We start from the raw sequence: 14,630 nt of genomic DNA, 5'->3' as shown, positions 1-14,630 counted from the left end.
TATAGCGAACGAAGAGGATCAGGAAACGCATCGATGTCCGCCGTGGATTATGGCCGCGAAGCGCTGGACTTCATCGAAGGGCTGGGGGCCTATCGCTGCGTCCCTGATGCCATGGACGCGCTAGCGGTCGCGTTCGGCCGCTACGGCTTCGAGCACATCATCGTCACCGGATTGCCGAATCCCGATCAGCGCTTTTCCCAGATGGTGCTGGCCAAGCGATGGCCGGCGGAGTGGTTCAGCCTCTACACCGAGAAGAGCTACGACCGCGTCGATCCCGTGATCCGCAAGTGTCGCCAAACGGTCAATCCATTCGAATGGTCGGAAGCGCCTTACGACGCAGACCTGGAGCCGGGCGCCGTCGAAGTGATGCGGCGCGCCGCCGATTTCCGCATGTCGCGCGGCTTCGTCGTGCCGATCCACGGCTTGACCGGCTATGAGGCCGGCGTCTCGCTCGGTGGCGTTCACCTCGATCTCAATGCTCGCAGCAAGCCGGCCCTGCATTTGATCGCGATGTACGGCTTCGACCACATTCGCCGTCTGCTGGCGCCGTCGCCGCATCCGTCGCCGCGCCTGACCCCGCGCGAGCGCGAGGTGATCACCTGGGCGTCGCAGGGCAAGTCGGCCTGGGAGATCGGCGAGATTCTGAACATCACCCAGCGCACGGCGGAAGAGCATCTTGCAACTGCTGCGCGCAAGCTCGGCGCCGTCAATCGGACGCACGCGGTCGCGATCGCGATCCGCCAGAGAATCATCAATCCCTGAAATCCTCGCCTACTGGGAAATTTCCCAATAGTCGGTTGGGCTGATTTCGCTGAGGCTCCCCTCATTTCAGTCTATGGGGGAGTTCATGATTCATGTGATTTCTGCCGTCAATCGGCACCTCTACGAAGACGTCCTCGATCAGCATTTCCGGGTCCGTCACGAGATTTTCGTCGAGGAGCGGAAATGGGAAGCGCTACGCAAGCCCGACAGCCGCGAGATCGACGCTTATGATAACGAGGACGCGATCTACCTGCTGGCCCTCGAGAACCGCCGCGTGCTCGGCGGCTCGCGCCTGTATCCGACCACCAAGCCGACGATGATGAGCGAGGTGTTCCCCCACCTCGCCGTGGTGCGCGGCTGCCCGGTCGATCCGCAGGTCTGGGAGTGGTCGCGCTTCTTCGTGACGCGGGAGCGCCGCGACGGCGCGTTCAACCTGCAACTGATGGCCGCAGCGCAGGAGTTCTGTCTCGATCAGGGCATCGAGCGGCTGTGCCTCGTCATGGAGACATGGTGGCTGCCGCGCTTCCACGACATCGGTTTCGTCGTCACGCCGCTGGGATTACCGGCGCTGGTCGAGGACTCCTGGACCATGGCCGCGACCATCGAGATTCGCCAGGGGTCGCTCAACATCGTGCGTGACCGGATCGGGATGAAGAATCTCGTCCATCAGGACGGACCGCGTCTCGATTGTATCGCCCGTGCCAACCTCTGCGGCCGCACCGCCGCCCAACGAAAGAGCGCCTGAGATGTCGAACATGATGCGAGACAGCCAGATCATGGCGCAAATCAAGGACGAGAATCTCGGCTACATGTCCGACATGGCGCTCGAACTGGCGCAGATGGCGGAAGAGACCGGGCTGACAACGCTCGCCTATCTGTTCCGGATGGCGGCGCTGGAGGCCTCGACCGCCAACAGCGAGCTCAATGAACCGGAAGATCTCCCCCGCCGGGCTACGTCGCACTAGACGTAGCCTCACTTCGACAGGTGTCGCACCCTCTCTCCGGCAACGGAGGGAGGGTGATCCTTTAGGTGCGGCAGGCTGCCTCACCCTGCGCGGCAGCTTTTCCTGCACGGTCGATTTTGATCACATGCACCGGCATGCAACAAAGTGCATGTCCGGCACGGAATCACTCTTGCCTCGGAACGATACTGCCATTACCCATTTTTCCGCCTTGTAGAGGCAGGGGGGACTCTTTCACTGATGGCGACTGTGTTCGAACATCGGCGCGCGTCTGCATGCGCCTGAAAGAGTCTTGATGCTGCTCGTCGTCGAACAGTTCTTGAACGGATTGCAGTTCGGCCTGCTGCTGTTCCTGCTCGCCGCCGGCCTGACGCTGGTGTTCGGGATCATGGATCTCGTCAACCTCGCGCACGGTTCGCTCTACATGATGGGCGCCTACTTCGCCGCGACCTTCGCAGCCTGGACCGGCAGCTTCCTGCTCGGCGCGCTGCTGGCGCTCGGTGCCACGCTGATCCTCGGCATCGTGCTGGAAATGGGTGCGCTGCGACATCTCTACGGGCGCGACCATCTCGACCACGTGCTCGCGACCTTCGGCCTGATCCTGTTCTTCAATGAGGCCGTGCGGCTGATCTGGGGCCCGGCGGGCCTCGCGCTGCCGCTGCCGGCCTGGCTCACGGTGCCGGTGCCGATCCTGCCCGGCATTCACTATCCCGCCTATCGCCTCGCTATCATCGTCGTGGCGCTGCTGGTGGCATTGCTGCTCTATCTCGGCGTGATGCGCACCCGCATTGGCATGCTGATCCGCGCCGGCGCCTCCAATCGCGAGATGATCGGCGCGCTCGGCATCAACATCAAGCTGCTCTACACGCTGGTGTTCGGCTTGGGTGCCGCCCTCGCCGGCTTGGCCGGGCTGATGCAGGCGCCGATCCTCACCGTGCAGATCGGCATGGGCGAGAACATTCTGATCCTCGCCTTCGTCATCATCGTGATCGGCGGCATCGGCTCGATCCGCGGCGCGTTTCTTGCGGCAATCTTCGTCGGCATGATCGACACGCTCGGCCGTGCCTTCCTGCCCAATCTGCTGCGGCAGGTGCTGAGCGGCGCCGCAGCTTCCACCGCCGCGCCCGCGCTGTCCTCCATGCTGATCTACCTCCTGATGGCGATCGTGCTGGTGGTGCGGCCGGAGGGGCTGTTTCCGGCCAACCGTCGATGAAGCGCTTCTCGGTGAGCAAGGCCGTCACGGCCCTGATGCTGGCGGGCCTCGTGCTGCTGCCGCTCTATTCGTATCTGTCCGGCAACATCTTCATCCTGACGCTGTTCACCCGCATCGTCATCCTGGCGTTGGCGGCCGTCAGCCTCAACCTCATCATGGGCTTTGGCGGCATGATGAGCTTCGGTCACGCCGCCTATCTCGGCATCGGCGGCTATGCCGTCGGCATGCTCGCGCAGGAAGGTGTCGGAAGCGGTTTCATCCAGTTTCCGGTCGCCCTCGCGGCATCCGCGATCTTTGCGCTGGTGATCGGCTCGCTGTCGTTGCGCACCCGCGGCGTCTATTTCATCATGATCACGCTCGCCTTTGCGCAGATGGCCTATTACGTTGCCTCCGGCCTCGCGCGTTACGGCGGCGATGACGGCCTCACCGTCTACAAGCGCAGCGACTTCTCCGGGCTGATCAACCTGTCGAACCGCACGCAGTTCTATTATCTCTGTCTGGCCTGCCTGTTCGGCGTGATCTTCCTGGTGTGGCGCATCGTCAATTCGCGCTTCGGTCTCGTTGTGCAGGGCCTGCGCTCCAACGAGCAGCGCATGCAGGCGATCGGCTTCCCGGCGAAGCGCTACCAGCTGGTCTGCTTCGTTATCTCGGGCACGATGTGCGGCCTCGCCGGCGCGCTGCTCGCCAACAACACCGATTTCGTCAGCCCGGCGGTGATGTACTGGACCCGCTCCGGCGACCTCATGGTGATGGTGATCCTGGGCGGCATGGGCACGTTGTTCGGCCCGGTCGTGGGTGCCGTGGTCTATTTGCTGCTGGAAGAGTTTTTGTCGCAGATCACTGAATATTGGGCGCTGATCATGGGCCCGCTGCTGCTGTTGATCGTGTTGTTCGGCCGCGGCGGCATCATGGGCCTGCTCGGGAGGCTCAACCGTGGCTGAACCGCTGCTCCGCGTCGAAAAGTTGGTGCGTCGTTTCGGCGGCATCATCGCGACCGACAACGTCTCGCTCGATGTTGCGAGCGGCGAACTGCACGCCATCATCGGCCCGAACGGCGCCGGCAAGACAACGTTGATCAGCCAGCTCACCGGGCATCTTGAACCGCATTCCGGCAGCGTCTCGCTCGGTGGCCGAGACATCACCTACCTGCCGGCCTACCGCCGCTGCGCGCTGGGGCTGGCACGTTCGTTCCAGATCACCTCGCTGCTGCTCGACTTCACGGCGGCCGACAACGTGGCGCTGGCAGCCCAGGCACACGCTGGTCACTCGTTCCGCTTCTTCGGCAACGCGCGCAAGGAAAAGGGCTTGCGCGACGCCGCCCATGCCGCGCTCGACCGCGTTGGCCTCGCTCATCGCGCCGATGCCGTCGTGTCCAGGCTCAGCCATGGCGAACGCCGCCAGATCGAGCTCGCAGTCGCGCTCGCGAGCAAGCCGAAGCTGCTGCTGCTCGACGAGCCGATGGCGGGCTTGGGCGTCACCGAATCCCAGCGCATGGTGAAATTGCTGCAGGAGCTGCGCAAAGAGGTTTCGATCGTGCTGGTCGAACACGACATGCCGGCGGTGTTCGCACTCGCCGACCGCATCTCGGTGCTGGTCTATGGCCGCGTCATCGCTTCCGGGGACCCCGATGCGATCCGGGCCAACGAAGACGTCAAGCGCGCCTATCTCGGCGATCAGCATGTGGTGACGCACCATGGCTGACACCTTGCTCGACGTCGATGCCATCGAGACCTGCTACGGCCTTTCTCAAGTGCTGTTCGGCCTGTCCTTGTCGATCAAGCCGGGCGAGATGGTTTCGCTGATGGGCCGCAACGGCATGGGCAAGACCACGACGATTCGCTCCATCATGGGGATGACCCCGGCGCGATCAGGCGCGATCCGCTTTGCGGGCACGGAAGTCCGGCAGCTTCCGTCGTACCGCATCGCCAAGCTTGGCGTCGGCCTGGTTCCCGAGGGGCGCCAGATATTCCCGAACCTCACTGTGCGCGAAAATCTCGTCGCGGCCGCCGCTGATCGTTTTGGCAGCGCCAATCCCTGGACGCTTGCCGCGATCTACGTGATGTTTCCGCGCCTCGCCGAGCGCGCCGCCAACATGGGCAACCAGCTCTCCGGCGGCGAGCAGCAGATGCTCGCGATCGGCCGCGCGCTGATGACCAACCCAAAGCTCCTGATCCTGGATGAGGCCACCGAGGGCCTCGCGCCGCTGATCCGCGAAGAAATCTGGAACTGCCTGTCGCTGCTCAAGAGCCGGGGCCAGTCGATCCTGGTCGTCGACAAGAATGTCGATCACCTCGCCCGCATCTGCGACCGCCACTTCATCATCGAGCGCGGCAAGACCGTGTGGAGCGGGACATCGGACGAACTGATGGCCGACCCGGATCTACAACATAAGTATCTGGGGATTTGAGCCGCCGCTCTCTCGTCCGTCATTGCGAGCGTAGCGAAGCAATCAGGCTCTCCCCGTTGAGGCAGTCTGGATTGCTTCGTCGCTTTGCTCCTCGCAATGACGGTGGAGAGAGCGTGAGCCCCTCACCAATAAATCCCGTGCCGATGCAATTCGCGGATCACGCGCGCCTCGATGGATGGCTCGCGGTGCTTCGGCTTGGATGTTCCGGCGACGATCCTGACGTGTGTTGCGGCCGGCGCGTTCGCGGTCTGCACCGCTGTCGCCGGCGGAGTCGAGGCCGGCGTGGTGGTCGCCGTCTGCATATTCGCCGGCGGCGTGGCCGCCGGAGCCTGCGTTGCTTGCGGCACCGCCGTCGTCGCTGGCTGCTCGGTCGCCTGGCTCGCATTGGTCGATGCAAGGCTGAGGCTGCGCGAGCCCCCGGCATGAGCCTGTGTTGCGAGGAGCGACATCGCCGTCGCGATCAGGATGAGCTTGCGCATGGAAAGCTCCCATTATCTGGTCAGTCTGTCTTACCTAACTCTATCCGCCGAGATGGTGCACGCCGATCTTGACCAGCGTGGTCCGGCAGGACAGGCGGTAAATCAGGCTCAACAATTGACCCAACATGATCGAACTCCATCGTTGATCATGGCCGGCAAGGATAACCGGCGCACTTTTCAGGCGGTCTTCGCCGCGCCGGGAAAACAGCTTCGTCGGAGCGTGGAGTGATGTCGTCGGAACCGACGGGATGAAGTCGCCTCACGGGAGTGTGAGGCGGAGCTGCGTCAAAACATTTCGAAATATTCGCGATGCTCCCAGTCGGTCACCTCGGCGAGGAAGCGGTCGATCTCGGCGTTCTTGATGTGGGCGTAATAGTCGATGAACTCCGCGCCGAACTTTTCGCGGAAGAAAGAATCTTCCCTCACCGCCGAGACCGCATCGCGCAGGCTCTTCGGCAGGAACGGCGCCTCGGTCTCATAGGGCGTGTCGGCTGAGGGGCCGGGATCGAGCTTGCGATCGACGCCGTCGAGGCCCGATAGGATCTGGGCAGCCATATACAGATAGGGATTGGCCGCCGGCTCGCCGACCCGGTTTTCCAGACGCGTGGCGGCATCGCCGGCGCCACCGAGCACGCGGATCATCACGCCGCGATTGTCGCGGCCCCAGATCGCGCGGTCCGGTGCCAGCGAATAGGAGCGGTAGCGCTTGTAACCATTGATGGTCGGCGTGGTGAACAATGTGGCCGCACGGGCGTGATCGAGCAGGCCGGCGAGATAGAAACGGCCGAATTCGCTGAGGGGCTGCCCGTTCTCCCTGGCAATGAACAGATTGTCGCCGCTCGCGCGCGAGACGACCGACTGATGCAGGTGCCACCCGCTCGCAAACAAATTCGGCAGTTTCGGCCGGCACATGAAGGTGGCGTGATAGCCGTGCCGGCGCGCGATCTGCTTCACGGCGCTGCGAAACAGCACCATGTTGTCGGCGGGCTCCATCCCCTTCTTGGGCGCGAAGGTGAACTCACACTGGCTCGGCCCATACTCGACCTCGACCGAGCGCAAGGGCAGGCCGAGTGCGACGATGTCGCGGCGCAGAATCTCCAGCACCGGCTCCATCTGATCGAAGCGCTGCTCGGTGAGGTATTGATAGCCGTGGGAGAGCAGGCTCACCGACGGAGGCGTGCCGGGCTGGCCCGCGTCCTCCGGGCGCATATGCGGATCGTCGAGCTTGAAGATGTGAAATTCGACCTCGAGGCCCGCCACGAAATCGTGGCCACGGCTGGCGAGTTCATTGAGGGCCTTGCGATAGAGCCCACGCGTCGCGAACGGCACCGGACGGCCGTCATTGAAATAGAGGTCGCAGAGAACCGAGCCGGTGGACGGCGCCCATGGCAGCACTCGAAAGGTGGTGGGATCGACGACCATCAGCACGTCGGCCGCGCCTTCCATCTCCTTCATGCCGAAGCCGCCGCCTGAGGTGAACACCGGAAATACCGTGCGGTGCGAGGTGTCCTTGGCGAGCATGGTGGTGGTGATGGAGCAGCCGCTCTCCAGCGACGCGATCGCCTCGGAGGCGATGATGGTCTTGCCGCGCAGGATGCCGTGCTGGTCGGGGAAGGCGAGGCGGATGACCTCGAGGTTCTTCTCCTCGACGAGGCGGCGCATCCGCGCGGCAGCGTCCTTCTGCTCATCCGACCACAGCGCATGACGCGCGACAAAAGTCACGTTGATTGCTCCTCAGTCACGGTGCTCGACAGGCACAAGACGCTTGCCTCAGATTCCGTCATTGCGAGGAGCGAAGCGACGAAGCAATCCAGAGTCGCTCCGGAGAGACGGTCTGGATTGCTTCGCTTCGCCCGCAATGACGGTGGAGACGGTTTCACCCTCACTCCGCCGCCGTCAGCCGATGCACGTTGTCGGCGATCTCCTTCGGCACCGGCGCTGTCCAAGGCGCGCCGCGGCGACGCTTGACGTCGACTTCCATCCAATAGGTCTCCCAGCCACGGGTCGGGCCGATACCATCCATCGTCGCCGGACCTTGAATGCTGCGTGCGTTGGCCTCATCCAGAAACAGCATCGGCCTCTCGCCGCAGCCGACTTTCTCGATCTCCTGCCGCAGCAGGCGGCGATATTGCACGATCGCCTTGTCGCTCGAGCCGAGATGCTCCTTGGTGCGATCCTGGATCGCGCCCATCGATTCCACTGCCCACTGGTCGTGGACGTTGATGTCGGTGCCCATGCCGGTATAGGTCGCGGTCTGCTGCTCGTGCGGATCGAAACCGTAGTCGTTGCTGCGGTTCTTGCGCGAGACGTAGTCGGGCAGTTCATAGAGTTCGAGCCGCTGTTCGCGCATTTTCTTCTTGTCGACCGGGTTCGAATAGCTGGTGAAGATCGCGTACCAGTAGCAGTTCTCGTCATCGACAGGCACGTGCCACTGGGTGATCGTCATCTCGGTGCTCATGGGGATGACGAAGCCGTGCGGGAAGAGCTGGTTGGTGACGCGGACATGCGTCCGCTGCTCGTCGATCTCGCGAAGCGCGATCAGCCGCAGGCCGTATTCGGTGTGCTCGACATTGATGATCGGGCGGTCGTATTCGCGCAAAATCTTCGTCATCGGCAGGTCGGTGCCGGCGGAAGCGCCGCGGAATTGCTTGCCGTAGGCCGTCGACGTGTCCTCGTCCTCGAAGAAGCGATGCAGATAGGAGGCGTGGGCGGGATCGATGCCGACCTCGAGCGCCTGCAGCCAATTGCAGGCCATGTGGCCCTTGAACGCAAACGTGTGGGTATCAGGCGCGACGAAGCAGTCGAGCTCCGGAAACGCCGGCGGCTCACCTTCGCCGAGATAGGCCCAGAGGATGCCGCTCTTCTCCACTACGGGATAGGAGCGCTGGCGGATGTTCTGGCAGAGCTTTGAATCCTTCGGTTCGGCCGGGGTCTCGATGCACTGGCCTGATGCGTCGAACAGCCAGCCATGGAAGGCGCAGCGTAGTCCGCCATGCTCCAGCCGCCCGAAAGCGAGGTCGGCGCCACGATGCGCGCATTGGCGATCAATCAGGCCATAGCGTCCGCTCTCGTCGCGAAACAGCACCAGGTTCTCGCCGAGCAGACGCACGGGACGGATCGGCCGCTCACCCTCAAGTTCATCGACCAGCGCGGCCGGCTGCCAGTAGCTCCGCATCAGCTTGCCACAGGGGTCTTTCGGCCCGGTGCGGGTGATCAGGTCGTTCTGCTCCTGGCTCATCATGGCGGTCGCGTCCTTTTTCTGGAGGGGCGGTTTGTTCGCCTATTGAACGAATGGGCGAATTATGCCATGTCAGGGATCGGCAGCAAGCACTATTTTGCAGGAATGTCCCGAGCCGATGCCCAAGCTGAAGCGGAGCGAGACTGACGACCGTGCGACGGATTTCGTCGAAGCCCTCGATCGCGGCCTGCGCCTGCTGCAGTGCTTCGGCGCCAACGCAGGCCCGATGACGCTGAGCGATCTCGCCCGTGCCGCCGAGCTGCCGCGGGCGACCGCACGGCGCATGCTGTTCACGCTCGAGCGCGGCGGCTTTGTCAGCAGTGACGGCAAGCTGTTCTCGCTGACGCCGCATGTGCTGACCCTGGCAGCGTCCTATCTGCGTTCCAGCCAACTCGCCAGCGTTCTGCAGCCGGTGCTCGATCGCGTCGCGACCGCGGCGAACGAAATCTCCTCGCTCTCGGTGCTCGACGGCGATGATGTCGTCTTCATCGCTCGCAGCAGCCCGGCGCGGATGTTCTCCGGCGGCCTGGAGATCGGCTACCGCCTGCCGGCGTACTGCACCTCTGTGGGGCGGGTCATGCTCGGCCAGCTCGACGAGGCCGATCTGCTCGCGCGCCTGAAAAAGATGAAGCGCGAGGCGCTGACGCCGCAGACGGTGACCGATCCCAAGGCACTACTCGCCTCGATCACTGCCGATCGCGCGCAAGGCTATTCGCTGGTCGACCGCGAAGCCGAGCCGCATTTCCGCTCGATCTCGGTGCCGGTGCGCCGCTACGACGACGTCATCGTCGCCGCCATCAACATGGGCGCCCATATCGATCGCGTGCCGGCTCAGGAATTGATCGACCGATTCCTGCCATTGCTGCGCGAAGCGGCGGAGTCCGTGCGGTCGCAGTTGTTGTGAATCTGTAGGACGGATTAGCCGAAGGCGGCCTCGCTTGGTCACCGCGCCGCCGCCTCCCGCTCCATGTCGCGGCCCGACAGATCCTCGCCCTGCATGTTGGCGTAGTCGCGCGCCATCTCGCGCATCAGGAATTTAGCCGGCACGTCGTGGTAGGTACCGCGGTCGTTGACATATTGCATGTAAGCGCGCCCCTCGCCGTCGAACGGGTGCAGCAGCGCATCGCTGTGGCCGTCGAAGTCGAGCGGGGCAACACCGACCTTGGCGCAGAGCGTGTCATTGAAGGTCGGCGTCGCCTTGCGCCAGGCGCCATCGACATGCACTTCAGTAAAGCCGTGCCAGGTGAAGATGTCGGTGCCCATGCTCGCGCGGAGCTTCTCGGTGGTCAGATGGTTCTTCACGTCGGCAAAGCCGACGCGAGCGGGTATGCCGTGGACGCGGCAGGCGGCGGCATAAAGCGACGCCTTGCCGACGCAATAGCCCTGGCCTGCGGCGAGGACGCTCGAAGCGCGAAACGTCTCGGCGACGCGCATGCTGACGTAGGGATTATAGCGAATGCCGTCGCGCACTGCCTTGTAGAGCACGCTCGCCTTTTCGCGGGCACTCGCGTCCGCGCGCACCGCGCCTTCCGCGAATTCGTGCACGGCGGGGTGATCGCTGTCGATGTAATCGCCGGGCTCGGTGTAGAGGCGGCGGATGGTATCGGGAAGGATGTCTGTCATGGCGAAATCTTAGCAGCCGGCTTTGATCTGGCTCAATTCCGTTCGTTGCAGGCCGCCTATGCTCGCTGCACTACCCGGTCACCGCTTGCGTCAAGCCGCTATCGCTTTTGCAGGCGGCAATGCTGCGCTAGGCTGATCGGAACCGGGGAAGGGGAGTGGTCGCGTGCTGAAGTGGTGTGCCCATTGTCAGCAGTTCATCGGTGAGACGCCGCCGCATGCGGATCTCGGCATCACGCATGGGCTGTGCCGGAAATGCGCGGGCGAGCAACCGGACCTGCTCAGCGGCGATGAATACGCCCATGCGGTGGTGCTGCGGGACATCTTTCAGTCGCTGTTTTCTGCCGGACGCAGGAACGATTTCAATGCGGCCGGGCCGCTGGTCGACAACGCCATCGCCGCTCATTGCCGGCCGGTCGACATTCTCGTCGGCATGATCGCGCCGATGCTCTACGAGATCGGCAGCGCCTGGGAGCACGGCACGCTCACTGTCGAAGGCGAACACGAATTCACCGCATACGCCGAGCGGGTGATCGATCTCATCGAAGCCAGGATGCGGATGGCCTGGTCGCAGCCGGTACGGCCCCGCGGTGACGGCTGCTATTTTCTGATGAATGCGCCCGGCAATATCCATGTGGTGGGCATTCGCATCCTCGGCCTCTGGTTGCAAAACCAGGGATGGCGAACGCAGCACGTCGATGAGGTCACTCTGCTCGACGCCCTGTCCGAGCCGGCAATGGAGGGTGAGCCCAAGACGCTGCTGGTCTCGATCGCGCTGCCCGAGCAGTACGACGCCGTCACGACGCTAGTCGAACGCGTCCAGGCGTTGCCGGCGCCTCACCGTCCCAACATCGTGCTTGGCGGCTATGCCGTCAAAACGGGCCTGGTGCCGCGGATGCCCGGTGTGAAGCTTGCCGCCGACATCAGCGCGCTCGGCCTCGACTAGCCGCGATTGCGCATCCAGTCGGCCAGCCCGGAGATCGCGCGATCGAGATCCTGCCGCGCGGCGGCGTCAGGGACGGTCTCGTCCATCGCCCCGCGCATGCACAGCAACCACGCATCGCGCTCGGCATCGCCGATGGCAAAGCCGATATGCCGCTGCCGCAATCGTGGATGGCCCTTTTCGGGGGAATAGAGTTTTGGGCCGCCCGTCCATTCGGTGAGATAGCGCTTGAGCACGTCCCTGATCAGGCCGAGATCGTCCGCATGCATCGCGCGAATGATCTTTGCTTCCGGCAGCGTGTCCATGCGGTCGTAGAAGCGGTCGACCAGAAGATCGATCGTGGCGCTGCCGCCGATGCGCTCGAACATGGAGGTTGTGACGTCGCTGGAGGTCATGCGAATTGCCGACTTACAGCGCTACGCTCCGCAGCCCAAAGCTGCGCGCTTCGTTCTGCAGCACCGGGCGCACCGCATCGATCAATCGTGCTGCCGCCGCATCGACCGATAGCCCTGCCGTATCCACTACCGCCGTCGCGCGCGAATACAACGGCTCGCGGCTGAGCAGGATATTGCGCAGCTCTGCCATGGCGGAGCGATCATCCGCCATCGGACGGAGATCGCCCTGCCGGCGGACGCGAGCCATATGCTCCTCCGGTTCGGCCTTGAGCCAGATCGTGTAGAACGACGACAGGATCTGGTCGAAGGTCAGCGGTTCCGAGACGATGCCACCGCCGGTCGCCAGCACCATCAGCTCGTTGCGCGCCAGCAGTTGCTGCAGCGCCGCCTGCTCCATGCGGCGAAAGCCTTCCTGGCCGTAGAGCGCGATGATCTCGGCGACCGAAAGGCCATTCTGCTGCTCGACCTCCTTGTTGAGCTCGACAAAGCTCCAGCCGACCTTCTTCGCCAGCATTCGCCCAAGCGTCGATTTGCCGGCGCCGCGCAGGCCGATCAGCGCGATGCCGCAGAACGGTGCATGTCGCGGCGCGGATGCACTGCCGCCGGCAAGCAGGTCCTTGGCCTGCGCGATCTGCGCCGGCGTTGCCTTGCGGAGGAGATCGCGGAACATCTGCCAGTCCGGCGCCGGATCGGCTGATGGCAACAGATCTTCGAGATGCGCGCCCATCGCGTCGGAGACGCGGCGCAACAGCACGATCGAGACATTGCCTTTGCCGCTCTCGAGCTGCGCGATGTAGCGCTCCGAAATTCCTGATACCTTGGCGAGCACCTTGCGCGACATGCCGCGCAGCGCGCGCATGGTGCGCACGCGCTGGCCGAGCTGTTCGAGAAAGCGGGATTCGGCGTCGGGACTGTCGGTCATGAGCCTTCTTTACAGGTGTCCTGCGGCGCGTTTTAATGAAACATAGTGCCTGCTGGCATTGACAGCAAGCCGTCGCAATGTCTTTCTATGAATTATAATTCTAAATTCTGGGGAGGCGACCGTGAGCGAGGGATCCTACAACGCGGTGACCTGGCTGCTCGACCGTAACGTCGAGGAGGGCAGAGGCAGCAAGCTTGCCTTCGACGACACCGTCTCACGGCTCACCTATGGCGAGCTCCAGCGCGAGACCCGCCGTGCGGCGAACATGCTGCGCCGGCTCGGCGTCCGCCGCGAGGAGCGCGTGGCGATGATCATGCTGGATACGGTCGACTTCCCGATCGTTTTCCTGGGTGCGATCCGCGCCGGCATCGTGCCGGTGCCGCTGAACACGCTGCTGACCGCGGATCAATACGCCTACATCCTCGCCGACTGCCGCGCGCGCGTGCTGTTCGTCTCGGAGGCGCTCTATCCCGTCATCAAGGACGTCGTCGGCCGCATGCCGGATCTCGAGCATGTCGTGGTGTCCGGTGCCAAGCAGAACGGTCACAAGCAGCTTACGGAAGAGATCGCAGGCGAGAGCGACCAGTTCACGACGGCTGCGACGCATCCGGACGAACCGGCATTCTGGCTCTATTCGTCGGGCTCGACCGGCATGCCCAAGGGCGTGCGTCACATCCATTCGAATTTGCAGGCGACCGCCGACACCTACGCGAAGCAGGTGCTTGGGATCCGCGAGAACGACGTCGGTCTCTCCGCCGCAAAGCTGTTCTTCGCCTACGGCCTTGGCAATGCGCTGACCTTCCCGATGTCGGTCGGTGCGACGACCATTCTGAATAGCGAGCGGCCGACGCCGGCGCGCATGTTCGATCTGATGAGCCGCTACAATCCGTCGATCTTCTACGGCGTGCCGACGCTGTTCGCGGCGATGCTCAACGACGAGGCGATGAAGAGTGAGCGCGGCGGCAAATCCTTGCGCATCTGCACCTCGGCCGGCGAGGCGCTGCCGGAATCCGTCGGCAACAACTGGAAATCGCGCTTCGGCGTCGACATCCTCGACGGCGTCGGCTCGACCGAGCTCTTGCACATCTTCCTGTCGAACGCGCCGGGCGACATCAAATACGGCTCATCCGGCAAACCGGTGCCGGGCTATGCGGTGCGGCTGGTCAACGAGGCCGGGCAGGACGTCGCCGACGGCGAGGTTGGCGAACTCCTGGTCGACGCGCCCTCCGCGGGCGAGGGCTACTGGAATCAGCGCCACAAGAGCCGCCGCACCTTCGAGGGGCCGTGGACGCGTACCGGTGACAAATATGTCCGCGACACCGATGGCCGCTACACCTTCTGCGGCCGCGCCGACGACATGTTCAAGGTCTCCGGCATCTGGGTCTCGCCCTTCGAGGTCGAGAGCGCGCTGATCACGCATCCCGCCGTGCTCGAAGCCGCCGTCGTGCCGGAAGCCGATCCGGAAGGGCTCTTGAAGCCAAAGGCTTTCGTCGTGCTGCGCCCTGGTGCGACAACGAGCGACTTGCAGGAGATGCTGAAGGAGCACGTCAAGCAGAAGATCGGCCCGTGGAAATATCCGCGCTGGATCGACGTGGTGGACTCGCTACCGAAGACGGCGACGGGAAAGATCCAGCGGTTCAAGCTGCGGGAAGGGGTGAACTAGCCCCTGTCGTCATGGCCGGGCAAAAG

Annotated in this window: 17 protein-coding genes; 11 read left to right on the top strand and 6 right to left on the bottom strand. The window is 63.8% G+C overall.

What is annotated here, in order from left to right; genetic code table 11:
* Positions 1–33: 33 nt before the first annotated feature.
* The 7 genes from JQ631_RS17255 to JQ631_RS17225 all read left to right on the top strand — a co-directional run bounded on the left by JQ631_RS17255 (position 34) and on the right by JQ631_RS17225 (position 5,344).
* On the top strand, positions 34–762 hold the full coding sequence (locus JQ631_RS17255; RefSeq protein ID WP_212327872.1) for a LuxR family transcriptional regulator: 729 nt from the start codon (positions 34–36) through the stop codon (positions 760–762).
* A gap of 85 nt (positions 763–847) precedes the next feature.
* On the top strand, positions 848–1,507 hold the full coding sequence (locus JQ631_RS17250; RefSeq protein ID WP_212327870.1) for an acyl-homoserine-lactone synthase: 660 nt from the start codon (positions 848–850) through the stop codon (positions 1,505–1,507).
* 1 nt (position 1,508) lies between these two features.
* Positions 1,509–1,727 carry a hypothetical protein gene (locus tag JQ631_RS17245; protein WP_212327868.1) on the top strand — a complete coding sequence of 73 codons (219 nt, stop codon included), beginning with the start codon at positions 1,509–1,511 and terminating at the stop codon, positions 1,725–1,727.
* Positions 1,728–2,019: 292 nt separating this feature from the next.
* Entirely contained in the window at positions 2,020–2,937 is a 918-nt protein-coding gene (locus JQ631_RS17240) for a branched-chain amino acid ABC transporter permease (protein ID WP_212327867.1), read from the top strand.
* Positions 2,934–3,878, top strand: a complete 945-nt coding sequence (locus JQ631_RS17235) for a branched-chain amino acid ABC transporter permease (protein WP_212327865.1) — start codon at positions 2,934–2,936, stop codon at positions 3,876–3,878. The genes JQ631_RS17240 and JQ631_RS17235 overlap by 4 nt, the downstream gene beginning before the upstream one ends.
* Positions 3,871–4,638 carry an ABC transporter ATP-binding protein gene (locus tag JQ631_RS17230; protein ID WP_212327863.1) on the top strand — a complete coding sequence of 256 codons (768 nt, stop codon included), beginning with the start codon at positions 3,871–3,873 and terminating at the stop codon, positions 4,636–4,638. Before JQ631_RS17235 ends, JQ631_RS17230 begins: the two co-directional genes overlap by 8 nt.
* Positions 4,631–5,344, top strand: coding sequence for an ABC transporter ATP-binding protein (locus JQ631_RS17225; RefSeq protein WP_212327862.1), 714 nt, complete (start codon positions 4,631–4,633; stop codon positions 5,342–5,344). The genes JQ631_RS17230 and JQ631_RS17225 overlap by 8 nt, the downstream gene beginning before the upstream one ends.
* Positions 5,345–5,466: 122 nt before the next feature.
* Here JQ631_RS17225 and JQ631_RS17220 read toward each other — a convergent pair whose 3' ends face one another.
* Positions 5,467–5,823: a hypothetical protein gene (locus JQ631_RS17220; protein ID WP_212327860.1), complete on the bottom strand. Its 357-nt coding sequence runs from the start codon at positions 5,821–5,823 to the stop codon at positions 5,467–5,469.
* Between JQ631_RS17220 and JQ631_RS17215 the strand changes: the two genes are divergently transcribed.
* A complete protein-coding gene (locus tag JQ631_RS17215; protein ID WP_212327858.1) occupies positions 5,822–6,052 on the top strand; it encodes a hypothetical protein in 231 nt (76 codons plus the stop codon). The two genes, JQ631_RS17220 and JQ631_RS17215, sit on opposite strands and share 2 nt — an antisense overlap.
* 56 nt (positions 6,053–6,108) lie before the next feature.
* Here the strand turns inward: JQ631_RS17215 and JQ631_RS17210 are convergent, their stop codons facing one another.
* Complete coding sequence (locus tag JQ631_RS17210) at positions 6,109–7,545, bottom strand: glutamine synthetase family protein (protein ID WP_212327856.1); 1,437 nt, start codon at positions 7,543–7,545, stop codon at positions 6,109–6,111.
* 160 nt (positions 7,546–7,705) lie between these two features.
* Entirely contained in the window at positions 7,706–9,064 is a 1,359-nt protein-coding gene (locus tag JQ631_RS17205) for an aromatic ring-hydroxylating dioxygenase subunit alpha (RefSeq protein ID WP_212327854.1), read from the bottom strand.
* Positions 9,065–9,179: 115 nt separating this feature from the next.
* Here JQ631_RS17205 and JQ631_RS17200 point away from each other — a divergent pair, with 115 nt between their 5' ends.
* The gene (locus JQ631_RS17200) at positions 9,180–9,965 is read left to right on the top strand and encodes an IclR family transcriptional regulator domain-containing protein (RefSeq protein WP_212327852.1); all 786 of its coding nucleotides are present in this window, start codon (positions 9,180–9,182) and stop codon (positions 9,963–9,965) included.
* Between the two features lie 38 nt (positions 9,966–10,003).
* On the opposite strand, the gene JQ631_RS17195 is transcribed toward JQ631_RS17200, so the two are convergent.
* On the bottom strand, positions 10,004–10,684 hold the full coding sequence (locus JQ631_RS17195) for a transglutaminase-like domain-containing protein (RefSeq protein WP_212327850.1): 681 nt from the start codon (positions 10,682–10,684) through the stop codon (positions 10,004–10,006).
* Between the two features lie 163 nt (positions 10,685–10,847).
* Here JQ631_RS17195 and JQ631_RS17190 point away from each other — a divergent pair, with 163 nt between their 5' ends.
* Complete coding sequence (locus tag JQ631_RS17190; RefSeq protein ID WP_212327848.1) at positions 10,848–11,627, top strand: B12-binding domain-containing protein; 780 nt, start codon at positions 10,848–10,850, stop codon at positions 11,625–11,627.
* On the opposite strand, the gene JQ631_RS17185 is transcribed toward JQ631_RS17190, so the two are convergent.
* Together JQ631_RS17185 and JQ631_RS17180 are read right to left on the bottom strand one after the other, a co-directional pair.
* The gene (locus tag JQ631_RS17185) at positions 11,624–12,019 is read right to left on the bottom strand and encodes a group II truncated hemoglobin (protein ID WP_212327846.1); all 396 of its coding nucleotides are present in this window, start codon (positions 12,017–12,019) and stop codon (positions 11,624–11,626) included. The genes JQ631_RS17190 and JQ631_RS17185 overlap by 4 nt on opposite strands.
* Before the next feature lie 13 nt (positions 12,020–12,032).
* Positions 12,033–12,941 carry a helix-turn-helix transcriptional regulator gene (locus tag JQ631_RS17180; RefSeq protein ID WP_212327844.1) on the bottom strand — a complete coding sequence of 303 codons (909 nt, stop codon included), beginning with the start codon at positions 12,939–12,941 and terminating at the stop codon, positions 12,033–12,035.
* A 121-nt stretch (positions 12,942–13,062) separates the two neighbouring features.
* Here JQ631_RS17180 and JQ631_RS17175 point away from each other — a divergent pair, with 121 nt between their 5' ends.
* Complete coding sequence (locus JQ631_RS17175; RefSeq protein ID WP_212327842.1) at positions 13,063–14,604, top strand: benzoate-CoA ligase family protein; 1,542 nt, start codon at positions 13,063–13,065, stop codon at positions 14,602–14,604.
* The last annotated feature ends 26 nt before the right edge of the window (positions 14,605–14,630 follow it).

This window comes from Bradyrhizobium manausense (assembly GCF_018131105.1).
GTDB lineage: Bacteria > Pseudomonadota > Alphaproteobacteria > Rhizobiales > Xanthobacteraceae > Bradyrhizobium > Bradyrhizobium manausense_B.
This window is presented reverse-complemented; position numbering and strand designations above follow the sequence as displayed.

Bases quoted from the DNA above. Each gene is read 5' to 3' on its own strand.
- JQ631_RS17255 (WP_212327872.1), top strand. From the start codon at position 34: ATGTCCGCCGTGGATTATGGCCGCGAAGCGCTGGACTTCATCGAAGGG.
- JQ631_RS17250 (WP_212327870.1), top strand. From the start codon at position 848: ATGATTCATGTGATTTCTGCCGTCAATCGGCACCTCTACGAAGACGTC.
- JQ631_RS17245 (WP_212327868.1), top strand. From the start codon at position 1,509: ATGTCGAACATGATGCGAGACAGCCAGATCATGGCGCAAATCAAGGAC.
- JQ631_RS17240 (WP_212327867.1), top strand. From the start codon at position 2,020: ATGCTGCTCGTCGTCGAACAGTTCTTGAACGGATTGCAGTTCGGCCTG.
- JQ631_RS17235 (WP_212327865.1), top strand. From the start codon at position 2,934: ATGAAGCGCTTCTCGGTGAGCAAGGCCGTCACGGCCCTGATGCTGGCG.
- JQ631_RS17225 (WP_212327862.1), top strand. From the start codon at position 4,631: ATGGCTGACACCTTGCTCGACGTCGATGCCATCGAGACCTGCTACGGC.
- JQ631_RS17215 (WP_212327858.1), top strand. From the start codon at position 5,822: ATGGAAAGCTCCCATTATCTGGTCAGTCTGTCTTACCTAACTCTATCC.
- JQ631_RS17220 (WP_212327860.1), bottom strand. From the start codon at position 5,823: ATGCGCAAGCTCATCCTGATCGCGACGGCGATGTCGCTCCTCGCAACA.
- JQ631_RS17205 (WP_212327854.1), bottom strand. From the start codon at position 9,064: ATGATGAGCCAGGAGCAGAACGACCTGATCACCCGCACCGGGCCGAAA.
- JQ631_RS17200 (WP_212327852.1), top strand. From the start codon at position 9,180: ATGCCCAAGCTGAAGCGGAGCGAGACTGACGACCGTGCGACGGATTTC.
- JQ631_RS17195 (WP_212327850.1), bottom strand. From the start codon at position 10,684: ATGACAGACATCCTTCCCGATACCATCCGCCGCCTCTACACCGAGCCC.
- JQ631_RS17185 (WP_212327846.1), bottom strand. From the start codon at position 12,019: ATGACCTCCAGCGACGTCACAACCTCCATGTTCGAGCGCATCGGCGGC.
- JQ631_RS17180 (WP_212327844.1), bottom strand. From the start codon at position 12,941: ATGACCGACAGTCCCGACGCCGAATCCCGCTTTCTCGAACAGCTCGGC.